Source organism: Citrobacter sp. Cb041 (assembly GCF_030336655.1).
Taxonomy (GTDB): domain Bacteria; phylum Pseudomonadota; class Gammaproteobacteria; order Enterobacterales; family Enterobacteriaceae; genus Citrobacter; species Citrobacter braakii.
In genome coordinates this window covers 320,725-343,208 of sequence record NZ_JAOWDD010000042.1, presented here as the reverse complement: position 1 = coordinate 343,208, position 22,484 = coordinate 320,725, and the positions used below count along the sequence as shown (strand labels likewise).

The 22,484-nt window shown below is 49.4% G+C and carries 21 protein-coding genes, 3 tRNA genes and 1 other RNA gene; 12 read left to right on the top strand and 13 right to left on the bottom strand.

Features of this window, described 5'->3' with window-relative positions:
- The first annotated feature begins 70 nt into the window (after positions 1–70).
- Positions 71–472 (top strand): acyl-CoA thioester hydrolase YciA, encoded by a 402-nt coding sequence (gene yciA, locus OGV52_RS20435; protein ID WP_016153266.1) that lies wholly within the window; start codon positions 71–73, stop codon positions 470–472.
- Positions 473–547: 75 nt separating this feature from the next.
- Here yciA and tonB read toward each other — a convergent pair whose 3' ends face one another.
- Entirely contained in the window at positions 548–1,264 is a 717-nt protein-coding gene (tonB, locus tag OGV52_RS20430; RefSeq protein ID WP_049282557.1) for a TonB system transport protein TonB, read from the bottom strand.
- Positions 1,265–1,488: 224 nt separating this feature from the next.
- Here tonB and OGV52_RS20425 point away from each other — a divergent pair, with 224 nt between their 5' ends.
- Positions 1,489–1,785, top strand: coding sequence for a YciI family protein (locus tag OGV52_RS20425; RefSeq protein ID WP_003020675.1), 297 nt, complete (start codon positions 1,489–1,491; stop codon positions 1,783–1,785).
- A gap of 51 nt (positions 1,786–1,836) precedes the next feature.
- Here the strand turns inward: OGV52_RS20425 and OGV52_RS20420 are convergent, their stop codons facing one another.
- Positions 1,837–2,010 carry a YciY family protein gene (locus tag OGV52_RS20420; protein WP_016153268.1) on the bottom strand — a complete coding sequence of 58 codons (174 nt, stop codon included), beginning with the start codon at positions 2,008–2,010 and terminating at the stop codon, positions 1,837–1,839.
- A 142-nt stretch (positions 2,011–2,152) separates the two neighbouring features.
- Here OGV52_RS20420 and cls point away from each other — a divergent pair, with 142 nt between their 5' ends.
- Positions 2,153–3,613 (top strand): cardiolipin synthase, encoded by a 1,461-nt coding sequence (gene cls, locus OGV52_RS20415; RefSeq protein ID WP_287109062.1) that lies wholly within the window; start codon positions 2,153–2,155, stop codon positions 3,611–3,613.
- Between the two features lie 34 nt (positions 3,614–3,647).
- Positions 3,648–3,977, top strand: a complete 330-nt coding sequence (locus tag OGV52_RS20410) for an HI1450 family dsDNA-mimic protein (protein WP_003020691.1) — start codon at positions 3,648–3,650, stop codon at positions 3,975–3,977.
- A 36-nt stretch (positions 3,978–4,013) separates the two neighbouring features.
- On the opposite strand, the gene OGV52_RS20405 is transcribed toward OGV52_RS20410, so the two are convergent.
- The 7 genes from OGV52_RS20405 to ychE form a co-directional block, all read right to left on the bottom strand.
- On the bottom strand, positions 4,014–4,850 hold the full coding sequence (locus tag OGV52_RS20405) for an ion transporter (protein ID WP_131346102.1): 837 nt from the start codon (positions 4,848–4,850) through the stop codon (positions 4,014–4,016).
- A gap of 46 nt (positions 4,851–4,896) precedes the next feature.
- Positions 4,897–5,901, bottom strand: a complete 1,005-nt coding sequence (gene oppF, locus OGV52_RS20400) for a murein tripeptide/oligopeptide ABC transporter ATP-binding protein OppF (protein WP_046275285.1) — start codon at positions 5,899–5,901, stop codon at positions 4,897–4,899.
- Positions 5,898–6,911: a murein tripeptide/oligopeptide ABC transporter ATP-binding protein OppD gene (gene oppD, locus OGV52_RS20395; RefSeq protein ID WP_003833364.1), complete on the bottom strand. Its 1,014-nt coding sequence runs from the start codon at positions 6,909–6,911 to the stop codon at positions 5,898–5,900. The genes oppF and oppD overlap by 4 nt, the downstream gene beginning before the upstream one ends.
- An 11-nt stretch (positions 6,912–6,922) precedes the next feature.
- Entirely contained in the window at positions 6,923–7,831 is a 909-nt protein-coding gene (gene oppC, locus OGV52_RS20390) for an oligopeptide ABC transporter permease OppC (protein ID WP_003020701.1), read from the bottom strand.
- A gap of 14 nt (positions 7,832–7,845) precedes the next feature.
- Positions 7,846–8,766, bottom strand: a complete 921-nt coding sequence (oppB, locus tag OGV52_RS20385) for an oligopeptide ABC transporter permease OppB (RefSeq protein WP_003020708.1) — start codon at positions 8,764–8,766, stop codon at positions 7,846–7,848.
- A gap of 120 nt (positions 8,767–8,886) precedes the next feature.
- Positions 8,887–10,518 carry an oligopeptide ABC transporter substrate-binding protein OppA gene (gene oppA / locus OGV52_RS20380; protein WP_016153271.1) on the bottom strand — a complete coding sequence of 544 codons (1,632 nt, stop codon included), beginning with the start codon at positions 10,516–10,518 and terminating at the stop codon, positions 8,887–8,889.
- Positions 10,519–11,290: 772 nt separating this feature from the next.
- Complete coding sequence (ychE, locus tag OGV52_RS20375; RefSeq protein WP_003020714.1) at positions 11,291–11,938, bottom strand: NAAT family transporter YchE; 648 nt, start codon at positions 11,936–11,938, stop codon at positions 11,291–11,293.
- Positions 11,939–12,425: 487 nt separating this feature from the next.
- On the opposite strand from ychE, the gene adhE reads away from it, so the two are divergent.
- The gene (gene adhE, locus OGV52_RS20370) at positions 12,426–15,104 is read left to right on the top strand and encodes a bifunctional acetaldehyde-CoA/alcohol dehydrogenase (RefSeq protein WP_016153272.1); all 2,679 of its coding nucleotides are present in this window, start codon (positions 12,426–12,428) and stop codon (positions 15,102–15,104) included.
- A gap of 238 nt (positions 15,105–15,342) precedes the next feature.
- Here adhE and tdk read toward each other — a convergent pair whose 3' ends face one another.
- The gene (gene tdk / locus OGV52_RS20365) at positions 15,343–15,960 is read right to left on the bottom strand and encodes a thymidine kinase (RefSeq protein ID WP_019076935.1); all 618 of its coding nucleotides are present in this window, start codon (positions 15,958–15,960) and stop codon (positions 15,343–15,345) included.
- Between the two features lie 623 nt (positions 15,961–16,583).
- On the opposite strand from tdk, the gene hns reads away from it, so the two are divergent.
- Positions 16,584–16,997, top strand: coding sequence for a histone-like nucleoid-structuring protein H-NS (hns, locus tag OGV52_RS20360; protein ID WP_003020723.1), 414 nt, complete (start codon positions 16,584–16,586; stop codon positions 16,995–16,997).
- A 137-nt stretch (positions 16,998–17,134) separates the two neighbouring features.
- Here the strand turns inward: hns and galU are convergent, their stop codons facing one another.
- The 3 genes from galU to rssA all read right to left on the bottom strand — a co-directional run bounded on the left by galU (position 17,135) and on the right by rssA (position 20,263).
- Positions 17,135–18,043, bottom strand: a complete 909-nt coding sequence (gene galU / locus OGV52_RS20355; RefSeq protein WP_016153274.1) for a UTP--glucose-1-phosphate uridylyltransferase GalU — start codon at positions 18,041–18,043, stop codon at positions 17,135–17,137.
- Positions 18,044–18,247: 204 nt separating this feature from the next.
- Positions 18,248–19,261, bottom strand: a complete 1,014-nt coding sequence (gene rssB, locus OGV52_RS20350) for a two-component system response regulator RssB (RefSeq protein WP_016153275.1) — start codon at positions 19,259–19,261, stop codon at positions 18,248–18,250.
- Positions 19,262–19,351: 90 nt separating this feature from the next.
- Positions 19,352–20,263, bottom strand: coding sequence for a patatin-like phospholipase RssA (rssA, locus tag OGV52_RS20345; protein WP_016156731.1), 912 nt, complete (start codon positions 20,261–20,263; stop codon positions 19,352–19,354).
- Positions 20,264–20,374: 111 nt separating this feature from the next.
- Between rssA and OGV52_RS20340 the strand changes: the two genes are divergently transcribed.
- The 6 genes from OGV52_RS20340 (at position 20,375) to OGV52_RS20315 (ending at position 22,387) form a co-directional block, all read left to right on the top strand.
- Complete coding sequence (locus OGV52_RS20340) at positions 20,375–20,830, top strand: YchJ family protein (protein WP_029139563.1); 456 nt, start codon at positions 20,375–20,377, stop codon at positions 20,828–20,830.
- 55 nt (positions 20,831–20,885) lie between these two features.
- A complete protein-coding gene (gene purU / locus OGV52_RS20335; protein WP_016153278.1) occupies positions 20,886–21,728 on the top strand; it encodes a formyltetrahydrofolate deformylase in 843 nt (280 codons plus the stop codon).
- A gap of 156 nt (positions 21,729–21,884) precedes the next feature.
- Positions 21,885–21,969: transfer RNA gene (locus OGV52_RS20330), tRNA-Tyr, on the top strand.
- Between the two features lie 36 nt (positions 21,970–22,005).
- Positions 22,006–22,090 (top strand) — tRNA-Tyr (locus tag OGV52_RS20325).
- Between the two features lie 44 nt (positions 22,091–22,134).
- Positions 22,135–22,266, top strand: a non-coding RNA gene (locus OGV52_RS20320) — RtT sRNA.
- 36 nt (positions 22,267–22,302) lie between these two features.
- A tRNA-Tyr gene (locus OGV52_RS20315) sits at positions 22,303–22,387 on the top strand.
- Positions 22,388–22,484: the final 97 nt, after the last annotated feature.

Genomic DNA, 22,484 nt, shown 5'->3' with positions numbered 1-22,484 from the left:
CCCCTCTGTTCTCAGCGCGTAAATTCTAGTAGCATCGCGCCTGTAATCTTTCTCTATAGTCGGTTCTACAATGACAACAACGAATAACACTCCCCAGGGCGAACTGGTTTTACGCACTCTGGCTATGCCTGCCGATACCAACGCGAACGGTGATATTTTTGGTGGCTGGCTGATGTCACAAATGGATATAGGTGGCGCTATTCAGGCCAAAGAGATCGCACATGGTCGCGTGGTAACGGTGCGGGTTGAAGGAATGAGCTTTTTGCGCCCGGTTGCCGTGGGCGATGTGGTTTGTTGCTATGCACGCTGCGTGAAACGCGGGACGACCTCGATCAGCATTAATATTGAAGTCTGGGTGAAGAAAGTCGCTTCAGAACCTATCGGTCAGCGTTATAAAGCTACCGAAGCCCTGTTTATCTACGTTGCCGTTGATAAAGACGGTAAACCGCGGCCGATTCCCTCCCTGGCCTGATAGCACGCGCAAGCATCGCCATCCGGCAATCATTCTGCCGGATTTGGCGGCGTAACGCCAAATCCGGCCTGATGCTTACTCGATCTGTGTTGTGCCGTTCAGGCGGAAAACAATATTCACCACCAGCCCGGAGCCTGGCTTACCGGCTTCATAACGCCATCTGCGCATCGCATTTTTCACTTCACGCTCAAACATATTCGCAGGCTGTGCGGACAGAACTTCCACATTTTCAACCCGGCCATCCGAGGTCACGTCAAATTTGACCTTCACACGGCCTTCAATGCGCAACGCCTGTGCACGTGCCGGATATTGAGGCTGATTACGACTTAAGGCTCGCGGACCCGATGGTACGCTCACCGCCGGTTTAGTGGTTGCCGGAGCGGTACTGGTTGTTGGACGCGCAGGCGCCGTATTTTCAAACGGGGACGTCGGACGCGGCTCTGCTGGTTTAACATCACGCTTCGGCTGCTCTTCCACCTTTTTCACCGGTTTTGGCTTCGGTTTAGGCTTGGGCTTCGGTTTCTCAATCACTACCGGCGCTTCTTTTGGCGGTTCGGGGATCGGTTCTGGCTCCGGTTCAGGCTCGACGACAGGTTCCGGCGGCGGCTGAACGGCCTGAGGCGGTTCAAGATCGGCAGGCGCAACCATCGTAACGGAGATCGGCTGCGCTGGCGCAGGCAGTTCAATAACCTGATGTACCGAGGTATACAGCAAACCTGCCACTACAGCACCATGAATGCCGACAGAAAGTAACGTAGGCCAGGGAAAGCGACGAGGTAAATCAAGGGTCATTGAAGTCATAATCGTTTCAGTAAAAAAACCAGGCCCCGATTTTAAATGCAAATAGCAATCATATTCAATAAGACCGTGAAGCTAACTGGCATTTAAAACGCGATTTTATGATAAAAAACCATTTTCAAAGTATGGCCTTAACATATTAGTTATCTTTCCGTTGCAGTTACCAGGCCTTTCCAATAACGTAAATATGACCTTTTACCGTTCAAGGAGCTCTACCCGTGCTGTACGTTATTTACGCTCAAGATATCGCAGACTCTCTCGAAAAACGTCTTTCCGTACGCCCTGCTCATCTGGCTCGTCTGCAACTCCTTCATGACGAAGGCCGTTTGCTCACGGCGGGTCCTATGCCAGCGGTTGACAGTAACGATCCGGGCGCCGCAGGCTTTACCGGCTCAACGGTGATTGCAGAATTTGAATCTTTAGAAGCCGCGCAGGCGTGGGCGGAAGCCGATCCCTACGTGGCGGCAGGTGTTTACGCGCAGGTTTCAGTAAAACCGTACAAAAAAGTATTTTAAAAACAAAACGAAAAGCAGACATTGGGCACCGACAGCGGTGCCCTTTTGAGATCAGATGTTGTGGATCGCAAACAGCAACGAGTTACGTTGATGGTTGAGAATACACTTTCTGATGGTATGGATACGCATATTACGGCGCGATTGTCCTTCAAGCCAACGTGCTTTACGGCGGCTAGCCTGACGCAGCATCCGCCAGCGTCCCACTTCCGTTCTACTACGCTTCATGTTTACTACTCTTTCAGTCACTGAGCGGCCATTATAACGCCACACCGAATGCAGACCAGTGGTTTTCCCGTGTTTTTATTTGCCAGATTAATCCTGATGCGTAAACTCTTAACAATACGCTTTCAAAAGGATTTTTAAATTTATGACAACCTTCTACACCGTGGTGAGTTGGCTGGTCATTCTGGGTTACTGGGTACTCATTGCTGGCGTAACATTACGCATTCTAATGAAACGACGCGCAGTGCCCTCCGCAATGGCCTGGCTTTTGATCATCTATATTCTGCCATTGGTAGGGATCATTGCTTATCTTTCCTTCGGTGAGCTCCACCTGGGTAAACGTCGCGCCGAACGCGCCCGGGCAATGTGGCCGTCAACGGCCAAGTGGCTGAACGATCTTAAAGCCTGTAAGCATATTTTTGCGCAGGAAAACAGCAGCGTCGCGTCATCCTTATTTAAGCTGTGCGAGCGTCGTCAGGGAATCGCTGGCGTTAAAGGGAATCAACTGCAGTTGCTCACCAGTTCAGAGGACGTGATGCAGGCATTGATCCGTGATATTCAACTGGCGCGTCACAACATAGAGATGGTGTTCTACATCTGGCAACCAGGCGGTATGGCCGATCAGGTCGCCGAGTCATTAATGGCTGCCGCAAGGCGTGGAATTCACTGCCGCCTGATGCTGGACTCCGCGGGTAGCGTGGCGTTCTTTCGCAGCCCATGGGCCGCGATGATGCGTAACGCGGGTATCGAGGTTGTTGAAGCGCTGAAAGTAAACCTGATGCGTGTATTTTTACGCCGTATGGACCTGCGTCAGCACCGCAAAATGATCATGATCGATAACTATATTGCTTATACCGGCAGCATGAACATGGTCGATCCCCGTTTCTTCAAACAAGATGCCGGCGTCGGGCAATGGGTGGATTTGATGGCGAGAATGGAAGGCCCGGTAGCCACCGCTATGGGCATTGTCTATTCCTGCGACTGGGAAATTGAGACCGGCAAGCGCATTCTGCCCCCGCCGCCAGACGTCAATATCATGCCATTTGAGCAGGCCAGCGGCCACACCATTCACACTATCGCTTCGGGACCTGGCTTCCCTGAAGATTTGATTCATCAGGCGCTGTTAACCGCGGCTTATTCGGCGCGTGAATATTTAATTATGACCACGCCCTACTTCGTTCCCAGCGACGATCTGCTGCACGCGATCTGTACAGCGGCGCAGCGCGGGGTTGACGTCAGTATTATTCTTCCACGCAAGAATGATTCCCTGCTGGTTGGCTGGGCAAGCCGGGCCTTTTTCACTGAGCTGCTGGCGGCTGGCGTTAAAATCTATCAGTTCGAAGGTGGCTTGCTGCACACCAAGAGCGTACTGGTCGATGGCGAGCTGAGCCTGGTCGGTACCGTTAACCTGGATATGCGCAGTCTGTGGCTCAATTTTGAAATCACGCTGGTCATTGATGATGTCGGATTCGGTGGCGATCTCGCGGCAGTACAGGATGATTATATTTCGCGTTCCCGTCTGCTTGATGCCCGTTTGTGGGTAAAACGACCACTCTGGCAGCGGATCGCTGAGCGACTGTTTTACTTCTTTAGTCCGTTGCTGTAAAACGTGCCCATCAGACAGTAAACAGGTAGTCATTATGGATATGGATTTGAACAATCGCCTGACTGAAGACGAAACGCTTGAGCAGGCTTACGATATTTTTCTCGAACTGGCTGCGGACAACCTGGATCCAGCCGACATCATTCTGTTTAATTTACAGTTTGAAGAGCGCGGTGGTGCCGAGTTATTCGACCCGGCAGAAGACTGGCAGGAGCATGTTGATTTTGACCTGAACCCTGACTTCTTTGCCGAAGTGGTGATTGGTCTGGCAGATACAGAAGACGGCGAGATTAACGATATTTTTGCGCGCGTTTTATTATGTCGCGAAAAAGATCACAAACTCTGCCATATTCTTTGGCGCGAGTAACAAACAAAAAAGCTGCTCTCGCAGCTTTTTTCATTTTTAGCCCGGCAGTTTACTTCCGCAGCGGTTACAAAACTGCGCACTATGTTCATGCTGCGCCTGCTGACACTGTGGACATCTACGCTGATATCCGCGCTGTTGAAACGCACTGCTCATGTGTGTGGTTATCAATCCGGTCGGTATCGCAATCACAGAGTATCCAATCAGGATAAGCACTGACGCCACCATGCGTCCCAACGGCGTGTGCGGTGTAATGTCACCGTAGCCGACGGTGGTGACCGTAACAATTGCCCAATACACAGACGCATTCAGCGTAGTAAAGCCATATTTGGGCCCTTCTATCAGATACATCATCGCGCCGAAAACAACCATCAGAATGGCAATAAAGGAATAGAACAACATCAGTTGATGACGGGCGCTTTTTAACGCATTCCAGAACACTCGCAGAGAAGGCATAAAACGCAGCAGCTTGAGAATACGCAAGACGCGCAGGACACGCATCGCTCGCCAGGCGAAGACATAGCTCAGACTGATTTCAGGCCATAGCCACATCACGTACAGCGGTAAAATGGTGGCCAGATCGATAATCCCCCAGAAGCTAAACACATATTTAGCGGGATTGGCCCAACTGCACAAGCGAAGAAAATATTCGAGGGTAAAGACCAGAGTAATAAAGACCTCCAGCCAGACAAAAATGCGCCATTCCTCAAAGGTTAAATGGTATTGCGTCCCGACCCCGGACTCAATGAAGATAACAATAACGCTGAGCAAGGCGAACAGCGCGCACATACCTTCAAAGCGACGCCCTGAAAGGGTGTTTAAATCGAATAATTTGCGATAGAGCGCGCGGCGGACAGAAGAGACTAAACCTGACACATATACCTCACCAAAAAGAAGGGCTGACCTTTGTCAGCCCTCAGGATTATAGCGGGTCTACTTTCAGGCAGGAAACTGCGTGACGGAAACTTCCTTCGAGAACCGGGCGGGTTTTTGCGCATTCCGGTCCGGCAATCGGGCAGCGCGTACGGAACACGCAGCCGGAAGGAGGGTTAATCGGCGACGGCAATTCGCCTTCCAGCAACTGGATAACCTTGTTCCTTTCCTGATCCGGGTCGGGTATCGGCACTGCAGACATCAACGCTTTGGTATAAGGGTGCAGCGGATTATGGTACACCTCATCATAAGTCCCTAATTCCACCGCGTGTCCGAGATACATGACCAGCACACGATCGGAGATATGTTTCACCACCGCCAGGTCGTGAGCAATGAAGATTAACGATAATCCCATTTCACGCTGGAGCTGTTGTAACAGGTTCACCACCTGGGCTTGAATGGATACGTCCAGTGCCGAAACCGGTTCATCGCAAATAATCAGCTTCGGCTCGAGGATCAGCGCCCGGGCAATACCAATACGCTGACACTGACCGCCGGAAAACTCATGCGGGTAGCGGTTAATCAGATTTGGCAGCAACCCCACCTTCATCATCATCGCCTTCACACGGTCGCGGACTTCCTGACCAGACAGGTTCGGATGATAAGTCCGCAGCGGTTCGGCAATGATTTCACCGATGGTCATGCGCGGGTTCAGTGATGCCAGCGGATCCTGGAAAATCATCTGAATATCGCTACGCACTTCCCGCCACTCATCGGGTCTCATGCCCAGCAAATCTTTACCCAGCCAGGCGACTTTTCCATCGGTGGCTTTCACCAGGCCAATAATCGCACGGGCAAAAGTCGATTTTCCACAGCCTGATTCGCCAACCACGCCCAGGGTTTCACCTTCATACAGTCGCAGAGTCACGCCATCAACCGCTTTCAGGGTTTTAGACGGCTGCCAGAACCACTGCTTGCCGTCTTTAATGTCGAAATGGACTTTAAGATCGGCAATTTCAAGGAGCACTTTTCGTTGTTCGGTGACCGCATTCATACCAGTTCCTCCACCGGTTTAAAGCAGGCGCGCAGGCGGCCCGGACTAAACTCTTCCAGTGGCGGAGCACTGCTACAGATTTCCATCGCATGCGGGCAACGCGGCTGGAATGGACAGCCTTTTGGTAGACGCAACAGGTTCGGCGGGTTGCCCGGAATAGTCAGCATCTCTTCCCCTTCGGCATCCAGACGAGGTACGGCATTCAGCAAACCAATCGAATACGGATGAACGGGCTTATAAAAGACATCCCGCGCACTGCCATATTCCATGGTACGTCCGGCGTACATCACCAAAACTTTATCGCAAATACCGGCAACTACTCCCAGATCGTGGGTGATCATGATAATCGCAGTGTTGAATTCGCTTTTCAGTTCATTCAGCAGGGTCATGATTTGCGCCTGTACCGTAACATCGAGCGCGGTAGTCGGCTCATCGGCTATCAGTAATTTAGGCCTGCACAACAGCGCCATGGCGATCATCACGCGCTGACGCATCCCGCCGGAGAATTCATGCGGATACATTTTCATACGCTTACGCGCTTCCGGCATTTTCACCGCATCCAGCATTCTGACCGATTCTTCAAAGGCTTCTGCTTTGCTCATGCCTTTATGCAGCATGAGAACTTCCATCAACTGCTCGCCGACTCGCATGTACGGATTGAGAGAGGTCATCGGGTCCTGGAAAATCATCGAGATTTGCTCGGCGCGCAGTTTGTTCAACTCTCGTTCCGGTAAATTCAGAATTTCACGTCCGTTGAAGGTTGCGGAACCGCCGATACGGCCATTTGCCGCCAGCAGGCCCATCAGGGCAAAGGCCGTTTGCGATTTCCCTGAACCGGATTCCCCAACAATACCCAGCGTTTCTCCAGCTCGCAGAGAAAAGTTTAAATCGTTTACCGCAGTCACATCGCCGTCGGGGGTGGCAAACGTCACGCGCAGATCTTTAACGTTCAGCAGTGCGTTAGCCTGTTGTTGCGCGAGCGGCGCGGTTGAGGTTTCAATTACGCTCATGGCTGCACTCCTTAACGGTCTTTCGGGTCGAGGGCATCACGCAGGCCATCGCCAATAAAGTTAAAACAGAACAAAGTGACCACCAAGAATCCTGCCGGGAACAGCAGCAGCCATGGTGAGACTTCCATCGAGTTGGCACCATCACTCAGCAACGCCCCCCAGCTACTTAATGGCTCCTGCGTCCCTAATCCCAAAAAGCTCAGGAAGGATTCAAACAGGATCATGCTGGGCACCAGCAACGAAGCGTACACCACCACCACGCCCAGCACGTTCGGCACAATATGACGGATAACGATGCGCACGGTAGATACCCCACCCACTTGCGCTGCTTCAATAAACTCTTTGCGCTTGAGACTCAGCGTTTGTCCACGCACGATACGCGCCATATCCAGCCAGGATACCATCCCAATAGCGACAAAAATCAGCAGGATATTTTGCCCAAAGAAAGTGACCAGCAGAATCACGAAGAACATGAACGGGAAGGAGTTGAGGATTTCCAGCAGACGCATCATCACCGAGTCGATTTTACCGCCGAGGTAGCCCGACAGAGAACCGTATAGCGTGCCGACAACTACCGCGACCAACGCCGCGGCAATGCCGACCATCAACGAGATGCGACCGCCAATCGCCACACGAACCAGCAGGTCTCGACCTGACGAGTCGGTGCCGAAATAGTGTCCAGATTCTGTATCCGGCGCGCTGGACATCATGCCCCAGTCGGTATCGAAGTAGGTAAACTGCGACAGCATCGGCGCCAGCGTCACAAACAGCGCAATAATCACCAGCACGACCAGGCTTGCTACCGCCGCGCGGTTATGCATAAAGCGTCGACGCGCGTCCTGCCACAGACTGCGGCCCTCGACCTCCAGCTTTTCACTGAAATTTTCCAGCGCTTCGCTGTTTTTCTTACTTAACATCATAGCGAGCTCCAGTATCAGTAACGAATTTTCGGGTCGATAACGGCATACAGCACGTCAACAATCGCGTTAAACACGATGGTCAGCGTCCCTACCAGTATGGTGAGGCTCAGGACCAGCGAATAGTCGCGGTTTAACGCGCCATTGACGAATAGCTGGCCAATGCCCGGCAAACCATAGATGGTTTCAATAACCATCGAACCGGTAATAATGCCGACAAATGCTGGTCCCATATAGGACAGCACAGGCAACAGCGCAGGTTTTAACGCATGGCGGAAAATAATCCGCCGCATCGGCAACCCTTTAGCACGCGCGGTACGAATAAAGTTAGAGTGCAGCACTTCAATCATCGAACCGCGGGTAATACGGGCGATACTGGCGATATAAGCCAGTGACAAGGCCACCATCGGCAGGATCATAAATTTCAACGCCCCGCCATTCCAGCCGCCTCCGGGCAGCCATTTCAAGGTTATGGCAAATATCATGACTAATAAGGGAGCGACCACGAAACTGGGGATAACCACCCCGGTCATTGCCACCCCCATCACCGTGTAGTCCCAACGCGTATTTTGTTTCAGCGCGGCTATCACCCCAGCGCTAACGCCAACGAGGACCGCCAGAATAAAGGCCGCAGCTCCCAGCTTCGCAGAAACCGGAAAGCTCGATGCCACAAGGTCGTTTACCGTATAGTCTTTATATTTAAAAGATGGCCCAAAATCGCCATGCGCCAGCTGCTTGAGGTAGCTGAAGTACTGCGTCGAGATAGGATCGTTAAGATGATATTTCGCTTCGATATTAGCCAGTACTTCTGGCGGTAACGCGCGTTCCCCGGTGAATGGACTTCCCGGCGCAAGGCGCATCATAAAGAATGAAATCGTAATAAGTATAAACAGCGTCGGAATCGCTTCCAGACAGCGACGTAATATAAATTTTAACATTGCCCGTACCTTCTGGCGTGTGCCTTTACACCTCTTCTACCCCGACGTTCAGGTAAAGCGGTGTTAATAGTTCGAAGAAAAAGACACTGTGGGGCAAAATGATTGCCCCACGTCTTGCCATTAATGCTTGATAATATACAAGTCTTTAACGTGGATATTATCCATCGGGTCTTTACCGGAGTATCCGCCAACCCATGGTTTCACCAGGCGGGCGTTAACATAGTAATAAACCGGTACAATCGCAGAATCTTTATCCAGCTGCTGTTCCGCTTTCGAATAAAGTTCGCTGCGCTGCGCTTCATCAGTCACTTTCAGCGTATCCGCAATCAGCTTATCAAACGCCGGGCTCTTATAGTGGACGGTGTTGTTGGAGCTGTCAGACAGCACCATATTCAGGAAGGATGTTGGTTCGTTGTAATCCGCACACCAGCCTGCACGCGAAACATCATAGTTACCCTGATGGCGCGTATCGAGGAATGTTTTCCATTCCTGGTTTTCCAGCTTCACGTTGGCGCCCAGATTTTTCTTCCAGATAGATGCCGCTGCGATGGCCAGCTTTTTATGCAGATCTGAGGTGTTATACAGCAGGTCAAAGGTCAACGGTTTTTCAGCGGTATACCCGGCTTCAGCCAGCAGTTTTTTCGCTTCTTCATTACGTTTTTCCTGAGACCATTTGAACCACTCAGGTTCAACCAGTTTCGCGCCATCGGTGTAAGGAGGGGTAAAGCTATACGCCGGCAGGTCCCCCTGGTTTTTAACTTTGTTGACGATAATGTCACGATCCAACGCCAGTTTCAGGGCGGTACGAACACGAACATCGTTGAACGGTGCTTTCTGGTTGTTGATTTCGTAATAATAGGTGCACAGATACGGGTCAACGTGAACTTCGTTCGGGATCTCTTTTTTCAGTTTCTGGAATAACTCGATCGGCATGTTGTTATAGGTCATGTCGATTTCACCGCTGCGATAGCGGTTAACGTCAGTCACTTCAGAAGAAATTGGCAGGTAGGTAACCTGGTTAATAACCGTTTTGGCGTTGTCCCAGTAGTTGGTGTTACGCTCAAGTACAATGCGCTCGTTGACCACCCAGTCTTTCAGCTTATAGGCGCCGTTGGTAACGATGTTAGCGGGCTGGGTCCATTTCTCACCGTATTTTTCAACCGCTGCTTTAGGAACCGGAGAAACGGATGAGTGCACAAGCAATTTGTAGAAATAAGGAACAGGCTCGCTCAGGGTGACTTCAAATGTATGATCGTCGAGAGCTTTGACACCGAGATCGGTGATCGGCTTTTTGCCGGCGATAATATCGTCAATATTGACAATGTGACCGTACTGTAAATAACTGGCGTACGGTGACGCGGTATTTGGATTAGCCAGGCGTTGCCAGCTATACACGAAATCTTGCGCGGTAACAGGCGTGCCGTCAGACCATTTAGCGTCTTTACGCAGATGGAATGTCCACACCTTAAAGTCTTTATTTTCCCACTTTTCAGCCACGCCAGGCGATGGTTTGCCATCGACATCGCTGATTAATAAACCTTCAAACAGGTCACGGTTGATATTGGATTCAGGTACACCTTCGATTTTATGTGGATCGAGTGACTGAACTTCCGAACCGTTATTACGCACCAGAGTCTGCTTTTCAGCAAGCTGCACACCGGCTGGTACAACTGCCGCCGTAGCAACATTCCCAGCGATTAGCGCAGTTAGGATCCCCGCAGCTACTAAACTTTTTTTAGTGATGTTAGTCATTGTGTTTGTACTCCCTCATTATTATGGCTGGTTTTTTAACCAGACTGTTAATCCTGTCAGGATCCCTGTACGGCACCGGAGATTTTCTGCCGTCAGGTAGTTTCTTGTTTTACTGCTTGCTATCACCGACTTTATTTATTTCTGGCGATTCGTATGACCGCCTTGCGTCGATTGCCTACGTGCCTCCCCTGCCGGAAACACGTTATTACCCTGTTGAGAGAAACTAATTGAAAATGATTCTCATCAACGTGAATTCTTCTGCATAATACCTGGCCGGAAAGTATCAAATGCGTTTCTTAACCGCCAATACATTTTACAAATTTGTTAACCAATTCTCTTTTATTGGAAATAAATCTCACTAAAAAAGTCTTACGAATGAAAGATTGTGACAATAAAACGATAAAAATCAATATATTGCATCACACGCAGTGTTAACCCCCCAGTCCTGTGTCAACACCACGCCAAAATGCACATAAATTTAACAATTGGTTATTAATTAGCACATTCATCTAAAAAAAACGCTGAAATAACTAATAACATTTCGATAATCCTTCAGCAAGCCCCAGAGTATGATGTTAATAAAATAACAGTGACGTCGGGATCCCTCTGGTGGCCTACTGAGCGTTATATCTATAAAATCAATGAATAAATTAATGAATGGCCATCAGAGTTTTTTATATTTCTATGCTGATTTTCAACTTTAGTGAGAAGTTTTACTAATAACGAAAGGAAACGGAGCCGAAAGAGGCTCCGTTGATGCCGAAGAGGAATATCAGGCAAGTAAACCGGGGAAAATGGACTTGATTCCAGTCACAATGAATTCGATCCCTAAGGCCATTAACAACAACCCCATAATACGCGTAATGACGTTGATACCGGTTTGGCCCAGCAGCCGTACCAGCCACGGTGCCATGCGGAACAGTCCCCAACAGCACAGGGCAAACAACGCAATCGCCACAAAAAAACCAAACAGGTTAATCGCACTGTGATAGCGCGTACCCCAAACAATAGTTGAGCTTATCGCCCCCGGCCCCGCCATTAACGGCAATGCCAGCGGCACTACGCCGATACTTTCGCGGATTGCTGTTTCTGATTTTTCCTGTTTGTTTTGCTTATCTTCGCCCAGTTTTCCGCTAATCATCGACATTGCGATAGTCACCACCAGAATGCCGCCGGCAATCCTGAACGAATCTATCGAGATACCGAAGAGCTGCAGAATACCGTCACCAAGGAACAGCGAGGTCCACAGGATGATGGCAACCGACAGGTTTGCCGTAAGGTTGGTTTTATTTCGCGCAGCAGCCGTTTGATAGCTGGTCATACTGATAAAGACTGGGATGATCCCGACCGGGTTAACCAATGCGAATAACCCAATGAAAAATTTAAAATAGACAGGAAAATCAAATAGCGTTTGGATCACGGTTAGCTCCGAAGCGTTAGCCGGATAAAATGAGTCATAAAAATTGATAAAATCCGCGCTGAAGATACGCCTTTTGTCAGCATACTTCACCTTCTATCTGTGTATATCTACGTAAATACACTTCCAATACTTGGTGTTATTAATATGTATTAAATATGCTAATGTTAATAGCATTCACCCCATCAATTCATTAACACTTACCGATAAACGCTAAAAGGGCCTGCTGAAAGGTGTCAGCCTTGCGAAATTTTGATCCAGATCACGCAATTACTACTCAGAAGTGAGTAATCTTGCTTACGCCACCTGGAGGTAGCGCGTTAGAATTAAGTGGCGCTAGCGTATAAGCTCTTTTAGTAAATCAAGGTAAAGTGGACGTTAATTAACCGTTTGATTTTCAAAACGTTACACAAATTTTCGTCGATCTGTCTATACTCTCGTATCGAGCAGATGATTTACTAAAAAAGTTTAACATTATCAGGAGAGCATTATGGCTGTTACTAATGTCGCTGAACTTAACGCACTTGTAGAGCGCGTAAAAAAAGCCCAGCGTGAATATGCCAGTTTCACTCAAGAACAGGTTGACAAAATCTTCCGTGCCGCCGCTCTGGCTGCCGCAGACGCTCGAATCCCTCTCGCGAAAATGGCCGTTGCCGAATCTGGCATGGGCATCGTCGAAGATAAAGTGATTAAAAACCACTTTGCTTCCGAATACATTTATAACGCATATAAAGACGAAAAAACCTGTGGTGTGCTGGCTGAAGACCACACTTTCGGTACCATTACCATCGCTGAACCGATTGGTATCATCTGCGGTATCGTTCCAACCACTAACCCGACTTCTACTGCAATCTTCAAATCACTGATCAGCCTGAAGACGCGTAACGCCATCATCTTCTCTCCGCATCCGCGTGCTAAAGATGCCACTAACAAAGCTGCTGATATCGTTCTGCAGGCAGCAATTGCTGCTGGCGCACCGAAAGATCTGATCGGCTGGATCGATCAACCTTCCGTAGAACTGTCAAACGCGCTGATGCACCACCCGGACATCAACCTGATCCTTGCGACCGGTGGTCCAGGCATGGTTAAAGCAGCATACAGCTCCGGTAAACCGGCAATCGGTGTAGGCGCAGGTAACACCCCTGTGGTTATCGATGAAACCGCTGATATCAAACGTGCTGTTGCATCTGTTCTGATGTCTAAAACCTTCGATAACGGCGTAATTTGTGCTTCTGAACAGTCCGTTGTCGTTGTTGACTCTGTATACGACGCAGTACGTGAGCGTTTCGCGACTCACGGTGGCTACATGCTGCAAGGCAAAGAGCTGAAAGCCGTTCAGGACGTTATCCTGAAAAATGGCGCGCTGAACGCGGCTATCGTTGGTCAGCCGGCATACAAAATTGCTGAACTGGCAGGCTTCTCCGTACCAGAAACCACTAAGATTCTGATCGGTGAAGTGACAGTTGTTGACGAAAGCGAACCGTTCGCTCACGAAAAATTGTCTCCTACGCTGGCAATGTACCGTGCGAAAGACTTCGAAGACGCCGTTATTAAAGCTGAAAAACTGGTTGCGATGGGTGGTATCGGTCATACCTCTTGCCTGTACACCGACCAGGACAACCAGCCAGAACGTGTTGCTTACTTCGGTCAGATGATGAAAACCGCACGTATCCTGATTAACACCCCAGCTTCTCAGGGTGGTATCGGTGACCTGTACAACTTTAAACTCGCGCCTTCCCTGACTCTGGGTTGTGGTTCCTGGGGTGGTAACTCCATCTCTGAAAACGTTGGTCCTAAGCACCTGATCAACAAGAAAACCGTTGCTAAGCGAGCTGAAAACATGTTGTGGCACAAACTTCCGAAATCTATCTACTTCCGTCGTGGCTCTCTGCCAATCGCACTGGATGAAGTGATTACCGATGGTCACAAACGTGCGCTGATCGTGACCGACCGCTTCCTGTTTAACAATGGCTATGCTGACCAGATCACCTCCGTGCTGAAAGCTGCTGGCGTTGAAACCGAAGTGTTCTTTGAAGTTGAAGCTGACCCAACTCTGACCGTTGTACGCAAAGGTGCTGAGCTGGCTAACTCCTTTAAACCAGACGTGATCATCGCGCTGGGTGGCGGTTCCCCGATGGACGCCGCGAAAATCATGTGGGTTATGTACGAACACCCAGAAACCCACTTCGAAGAACTGGCACTGCGCTTTATGGACATCCGTAAACGTATCTACAAGTTCCCGAAAATGGGCGTAAAAGCGAAGATGGTTGCCGTCACCACCACTTCCGGTACCGGTTCTGAAGTTACTCCGTTTGCGGTTGTTACTGACGATGCAACTGGTCAGAAATACCCGCTGGCAGACTATGCGCTGACTCCGGATATGGCGATTGTTGATGCCAACCTGGTGATGGATATGCCTAAGTCCCTGTGTGCGTTCGGTGGTCTGGATGCCGTCACTCACGCCCTGGAAGCTTACGTATCCGTGCTGGCTTCTGAGTTCTCCGACGGTCAGGCTCTGCAAGCGCTGAAACTGCTGAAAGAAAACCTGCCAGCGTCCTACCACGAAGGTTCTAAGAACCCGGTAGCGCGTGAGCGTGTACACAGTGCAGCAACCATCGCCGGTATTGCGTTTGCTAACGCCTTCCTGGGTGTATGTCACTCAATGGCGCACAAGCTGGGTTCTCAGTTCCACATTCCTCACGGTCTGGCGAACGCCCTGCTGATCAGCAACGTTATTCGTTATAACGCGAACGACAACCCGACTAAACAGACTGCATTCAGCCAGTACGACCGTCCGCAGGCTCGTCGTCGCTACGCTGAAATCGCAGACCATCTGGGTCTGAGCGCACCGGGCGACCGTACTGCTGCAAAAATCCAGAAACTGCTGGGCTGGCTTGACGAAATCAAAGCTGAACTGGGTATTCCTAAGTCTATCCGTGAAGCTGGCGTTCAGGAAGCTGACTTCCTGGCACACGTGGACAAACTGTCTGAAGATGCGTTTGATGACCAGTGTACTGGTGCTAACCCGCGTTACCCGCTGATTTCTGAACTGAAACAGATCCTGATGGATACCTACTACGGTCGTGAATACAGCGAAGATCAAACCGCCGTTAAGACTGAAGCAGTAGCAGCGCCGAAAGCTGAGAAGAAAGCGAAGAAATCCGCTTAATTCATCCAGATAAGTTTTAGTTTCACCATAAACGGTCCCGAATTGGGGCCGTTTTTTTTTGCATCTTACGTTATCAGAATCGAAACATGACCAATTCAGCGACGTGTAAAGGATGGCCCTGCAAAAGGATGCTTAGGAGGATGCGAGAATAGCGTCAGGAGAGTGTCTGACAGGGTAGCGAACATTAGCGAATGTCTCAGCCTACCCTGTGCTAATAAGCGCCCAGAAGCGCGTAGAGTTAGTCGTGGTTGTGTCGTTCTTGTATCGCCGTCAGAGAGCCCTCAGACTGTGCTTGCTTATAATGCTTACGGCATACCGATACATAGCGTTCGTTCCCGCCAATCACCACCTGTTCGCCCTCGTTATAAGGTCGTCCTGCCTGATCAAGACGCAACACCATGCTGGCCTTACGCCCACAGAAACAAATGGTTTTTAATTCAACCAGTTTATCTGACCACGCCAACAGGTATTCGCTGCCGCCAAATAACTCACCACGAAAATCGGTACGCAAGCCGTAGCACAACACGGGAATATCCAGCTGATCGACAACTTCAGATAATTCATAAACCTGCTGTCGAGTCAGAAACTGCGACTCATCAACCAGTACACAGTGAATTCTTTGCTGCTCATTCTCAGCCCGAATCTCTTCGAACAATGATGAATTTTGGTTAAACAATTTTGCAGGTGACGACAGACCTATACGTGAACTTACTTTTCCGGCACCAAAGCGATCATCAATTTCCGCTGTATATACCACGGCACGCATCCCACGTTCCTGATAATTGTACGAAGATTGCAGCAATGCAGTCGACTTACCGGCATTCATTGCAGAATAGTAAAAATATAGCTGTGCCATTGACCGTAGGCCCTCACCCGGGGAAATAAATATGGGCAGGATTGTAGCATATTTCACGAACGTGTCGGTGTAGCGTTGCCTGCATAGGCGTATAAATAGGCGTTCAGACTCGCTCAGTGTCGCCTAAATAACCGATCCTTTAAGTGACATGGGAGCGCTAGTACACTCCAGTCATAGCCCAGGCAGCCTGAAACTGGACGGGTATATACACACTCTTTCACAAATAGTGCTCATGAAATTTATCCATACCTCTTATCTTCTTACGGCAATAAAGAAACCCTTCCCTTATTGTTATTGAATCTACCCACTGTCGCCATGTATTAGCGAATTCATGTAAGCAAAACTAATACAAAAGGTTGAAATCACTGCAAAGAGATACTATTTGTACACCATAAAATGTGACCTGAATCTTGAATTTTTACTCTCAGCCGCTGAGAAGCCCCCTCACCAATAAGCCTTTTTTATGCCCAACGTCGCGGTGAATTTAAGACAGATGAATTAATTCTGATACTAAATAAAGCGCAATTTTGAATTCCTTACATTCCTGGCTATTGCACAACTGAATTTATCGCTCTATTATTAGCTCAACAAACCACCCCCAATATAAGTTTGAGATTACTACAATGAGCGAAGCACTTAAAATTCTGAACAACATCCGTACTCTTCGTGCGCAGGCAAGAGAATGTACTCTGGAAACGCTTGAAGAAATGCTGGAAAAATTAGAAGTTGTTGTTAGCGAGCGCCGTGAAGAAGAAAGCGCTGCAGCTGCCGAAGTTGAAGAACGTACTCGTAAACTGCAACAATATCGTGAAATGCTGATCGCTGACGGCATTGACCCGAACGAACTGCTGAATAGCATGGCTGCTGTTAAATCTGGCACCAAAGCTAAACGCGCTGCACGTCCGGCTAAATATAGCTATGTTGACGAAAACGGTGAAACTAAAACCTGGACTGGTCAGGGTCGTACACCGGCAGTGATCAAAAAAGCGATGGAAGAACAAGGTAAACAACTGGACGATTTCTTAATCAAGGAATAATTCAGAAATAGTTTGCTTAAAATCCCGCCACTGGCGGGATTTTTTTTACCTGTACTTCGCACAGTCCCTACCCAGTTCAGGTATAAAAAAACGGTGCTGGATTAACAGCACCGTTCAGACCTGATAATACCAGCAGGTTACTTCTTAATACCCATCTCATCTTCCAGCCAGGCTTTAAATTCAGCGCCGAGAGTATTATGGCGAATACCATATTCAACGAACGCCTGCATATAGCCCAGCTTATTACCACAGTCATGGCTTTTGCCCTTCATGTGATAAGCTTCAACCGTTTCTTTTTCAATCAGCATATCGATAGCATCAGTCAGCTGAATTTCGTCACCGGCTCCCGGAGGCGTTTTTGCCAGCAGAGGCCAGATATCCGCGCTAAGGACGTAACGCCCCACGACGGCCAGATTAGATGGCGCCACATTCGCTTTCGGCTTTTCAACAACGCCAACCATCGGTACGCTTTCGCCCGGCGCTAATTCAACGCCTTTACAATCAACAACACCATAAGCGGTAACATCTTCTACCGGCTCAACCATAATCTGGCTGCTGCCTGTTTCATCGAAACGATGAATCATTTCGGCAAGGTTGTCGCGTGATAAATCAGATTCGTATTCGTCAAGAATGACGTCCGGCAAGATAACCGCAACGGGCTCATCGCCAACCACCGGGTGCGCGCACAATACCGCGTGGCCCAGACCTTTGGCCAGTCCCTGACGCACCTGCATAATAGTGACATGTGGCGGACAAATAGATTGCACTTCTTCCAGAAGCTGGCGTTTTACACGTTTTTCCAGCATAGCTTCAAGTTCAAAGCTGGTATCGAAGTGGTTTTCAATCGAATTTTTAGACGAGTGAGTTACAAGTACAATTTCAGTGATGCCCGCAGCAATACATTCGTTTACGACGTACTGAATTAATGGCTTATCAACCAACGGTAGCATCTCTTTCGGGATTGCTTTCGTAGCCGGTAACATCCTGGTTCCTAATCCCGCAACCGGGATAACGGCCTTTTTGACTTTTGAATTAAGGGCAGCCATTTAAAACTCTCCTGGACTGTTCATGTATTGAACGTGTTCATCAATCTGTATCGCATCCAAGTATATCAGTACCGCGACAAGCTTCTGGTCTGAAAAGGACGCGCGTCGGTATAATTAAGATAAATACGAATAAATCTGGCGCTGATAGTAGCACTCACAGCATGAGGGGGGTGAGCCAATTTCATTCTCACTCCACTCGGTTGTTCATTCTGCAGACAACATCAGGCGCAGCCGACCACCGGCCCCCCAAATTTGGCATTGCCAGGATTCGCAACGTTGGCTCAGTTGATTAAGATACGCATTCCCTAAGGTTCCCAACGGAACGCCATTGCTGATTTGTACATTGTGGGAACCTGTATTTAATGTCGCATTCAGCCCTGCTGATACCAGAATCAGGTTTTTTAATCCGCTGTGGTAATAACCCACCAGCAAAGGGAATTGTCCGGGCAAATTAGCCTGGCGCAATAAATGGTTAACCTGTTTCAATAACGCACCGAGCTCCGGCAATCGTTGATTTTGATGCGCGAGTTGTTCCTGCAGCAAACCGTTAAATAGCGCCCGCAGTAACAATGCTGCCAGAACGCCATTATCCCCTGCCCGCGTCACATCCAGACAATAAAACGCAAGGTCATGGTCCGATAGCGGTGCAATATCCAGTACCAACCCCGGTTGATCGGCGGCTACCAATTGACGATAGTTGATCCGACATCGTGAAATAACTTGCGACACAGGAGGCTGTAATTCTTGCAACAGCTTCGCTGCAGCGGCGGGATCACCAACCATCGCATCCCAGTCGCGAAACAGCCGCTCTTCTTCTTCCACGCGTGAATTAAACATATTCGGATACAGACACGCAAAGACGGTTTCGCGCAGGCGGTTCAGGTCCTTTACCGGCTTTAGCAGCACATCATCCACACCCAATCGCAGTGCTTTGGCTATATCAGACATGTTTTCCGTCGCTGATATCACCAGGATTGGGGTCTGATCGCCACGATTACGCAGATACTCTACTAGCTTAAGGCCGTTCATTCGTGGCATAGCCAGGTCGCAGATAATCAGGTCGGGGTTAAAGTGCCCGAGTAATTCAAGTGCTTCAAGTCCATCGCCAGCTACCGCCGTTGTCGCTCCCAAAGAGGAAAACCATGAGTCCATGAGTGAGCGAAATACCGGCTCATCCTCAACGATAAGAATCTGTTTTCCGACCAATGGCTGCGTCATATTCTCCCCCCTGACTGGCTTTAGTAAATAGTGGCATGCTATTGCTACTCACGCCTGTCAGAATTTGCTTAAGTGTTGATAAAAAATGCGTTAGATGTTGGTTTTCACCAGGGGTAGAAGCTCATCCATTTTCTTCTCGACCGCCAGTTGTCCAGCAGCAATTGCTGCGCTGGCTCGGTGAAAATCCAGCGTGGATATTTGCGGACAAAACGGCTGGATCAGGATATCTGGCGGGTCACCGGCCATGCGGTTACGTTTCAGACGGTTTTCCAGAACCTGAATAGAAGTCGTCATGATCTCCATCGCCGTCGGCGCGGTTACCGCACGCCTGGCCGTTATGTTGCTCAAGCGCTCTTTCAGTCGGGCACGCCATGAAAGCGCGTCAACATCATCACCCGTTTCGGCATCACTGCTGACGTTGAAGGAGAGTAAATCTTGCTGCATAAGATGCGCATCGTGTTGCAGATCGACGGCAATAACGATATCAGCGCCCAGCGCGCGAGTTAAGGATACAGGAACGGGATTCACCACCGCGCCATCGACCAGCCAGTAACCATTATGCGCTACAGGGGACATCAGACCAGGAATACTGCAGGAGGCCCGAACAGCCAGGTGCAAATCACCTTCCGTGAACCAGAGCTCCCGACCCGTACTCAGATTAGTAGCCACAGTTGCAAAACGGCGAGTGCATTGCTCAATTGCTTCTACCGGCATGACATTACGGTACTGATTGAATACCCGTTCACCACGCAGTAAACCGCCCCTGCGCCACGAGAGATCCATCAGACGTAAGACGTCCCAATAGCTGAAAGAACAAACCCATTGTTCGAGAGCAGGTAACTTATTGCATGCGTAGGCTGCACCAACCAGCGAACCAATGGAGCACCCTGCCACAATATCAACATCAATGCCCATATGCTTTAGGGCTTTAATAACGCCAATATGCGACCAACCTCGCGCCGCGCCGGAACCTAGCGCCAGCCCAATTTTTATTTTTCTCATTGTACGTACAAACTTCCCCTGGCTTGCAGACGTAGCAACATCGCTACCGCTCAGTTAACATAGTGCTACCCTGGCGTTTTTACGCCGTTTTTTTATTCCAGGGAGTACTTTGTGTCTCAGCTTTGTCCCTGTGGTAGCGCTGTCGAGTATAGCCTATGTTGCTACCGTTATGTGTCCGGCGCGCAAGTAGCACCTACGCCGTCACACCTCATGCGTTCTCGTTACTGTGCTTTTGTGATGAAAGACGCAGATTACCTTATCAAGACCTGGCATCCGGACTGTCATGCAGCCGAGTTTCGCGACGACATTATCGCAGGATTTAGCCACACCGAATGGCTCGGGCTGACCGTTTTTGAACAACAAACGGCAGACACAGAAAATATCGGCTATGTCAGCTTTGTTGCGCGATTTTCTGAACAAGGTAAAACAGGTGCAATTATCGAGCGCTCTCGTTTTTTAAAAGAAAACGGTCAGTGGTACTATATAGACGGTACACGCCCTCAAATTGGACGAAACGATACCTGCCCTTGTGGCTCCGGTAAAAAATTTAAAAAGTGCTGCGGCTAATCAACGCCCGACAGTATCAATTTTGCAAACATTCTCAACAGGATCACCGCTGCAAATGCATTCATTACAACGAAAAGTGCTGCGTACTATTTGCCCGGACCAAAAAGGTCTGATCGCGCGCATTACGAATATCTGTTACAAGCATGAACTGAACATCGTGCAGAACAATGAGTTCGTGGACCACCGTACCGGGCGCTTTTTTATGCGTACCGAACTGGAGGGTATTTTTAACGACGTCACGCTGCTTGCCGATCTGGATAGTGCCCTTCCAGATGGCTCCATTCGTGAATTAACACCAGCAGGACGCCGCCGTATCGTCATTTTGGTCACCAAGGAGGCACATTGTCTGGGTGACCTGTTAATGAAGGCCAATTATGGCGGGCTGGATGTTGAAATCGCCGCTGTGATCGGCAACCACGAGACGCTGCGACCTTTGGTTGAACGGTTTGATATCCCATTTGAGCTGGTCAGCCACGAAGGTTTAACGCGTGACGAACATGACCTGAAAATGGCCGACGCTATCGACGCGCACCAACCTGACTATGTCGTGCTGGCAAAATACATGCGCGTTCTGACACCAACATTTGTTTCACGCTTCCCGAATAAGATTATCAATATTCACCATTCATTCCTGCCAGCGTTTATTGGCGCTCGCCCTTACCATCAGGCTTATGAGCGCGGTGTGAAGATCATCGGTGCAACAGCCCACTACGTGAATGATAACCTCGATGAAGGCCCAATCATTATGCAGGACGTAATTCATGTGGATCACACCTACACCGCGGAAGACATGATGCGTGCGGGTCGCGACGTTGAGAAAAATGTATTAAGCCGCGCGCTGTATCAGGTTCTGGCTCAACGCGTCTTTGTTTACGGTAACCGAACGATTATTCTGTAATCGATTGATAATTGAATTGGTTACCTTTACATCTTTACGCGTAAAAATCAGGCAACCAGTTCTTTTTTATCAACGGAATACTTTACAGGGGCGCATCATTTGATATGATGCGCCCCGCTTCTAACGGAAGCAGGCCAGTAACTAGCATTACCCCGTGGTGGGGTTCCCGAGCGGCCAAAGGGAGCAGACTGTAAATCTGCCGTCATCGACTTCGAAGGTTCGAATCCTTCCCCCACCACCATTCATTTCGATAGATTCATAAAATTAGTATACCCCTGGTGGGGTTCCCGAGCGGCCAAAGGGAGCAGACTGTAAATCTGCCGTCATCGACTTCGAAGGTTCGAATCCTTCCCCCACCACCATCACTTCATAAAGCACCTGTATCAAATCCATCTGTTATGCCTCATATTCTGCCCAGACGGGAAGGATGAGAAGCTTCGACTAAGGTTCGATTCGAGCGTTAGCGAGAAAGCGTTGCCGCAGGCAACGACCCGAAGGGCGAAGCGCACCGCGCTGAGTAATCCTTCCCCCACCACCATTCATTTCGATAGATTCATAAAATTAGTATACCCCTGGTGGGGTTCCCGAGCGGCCAAAGGGAGCAGACTGTAAATCTGCCGTCATCGACTTCGAAGGTTCGAATCCTTCCCCCACCACCATCACTTCATAACGCACCAGCATCCAATCCATCTGTAATGCCCCATACCTTGCCCTCGATCAAGCCTCAATTCGGGTCGGCAATTTGCCTGATGCACA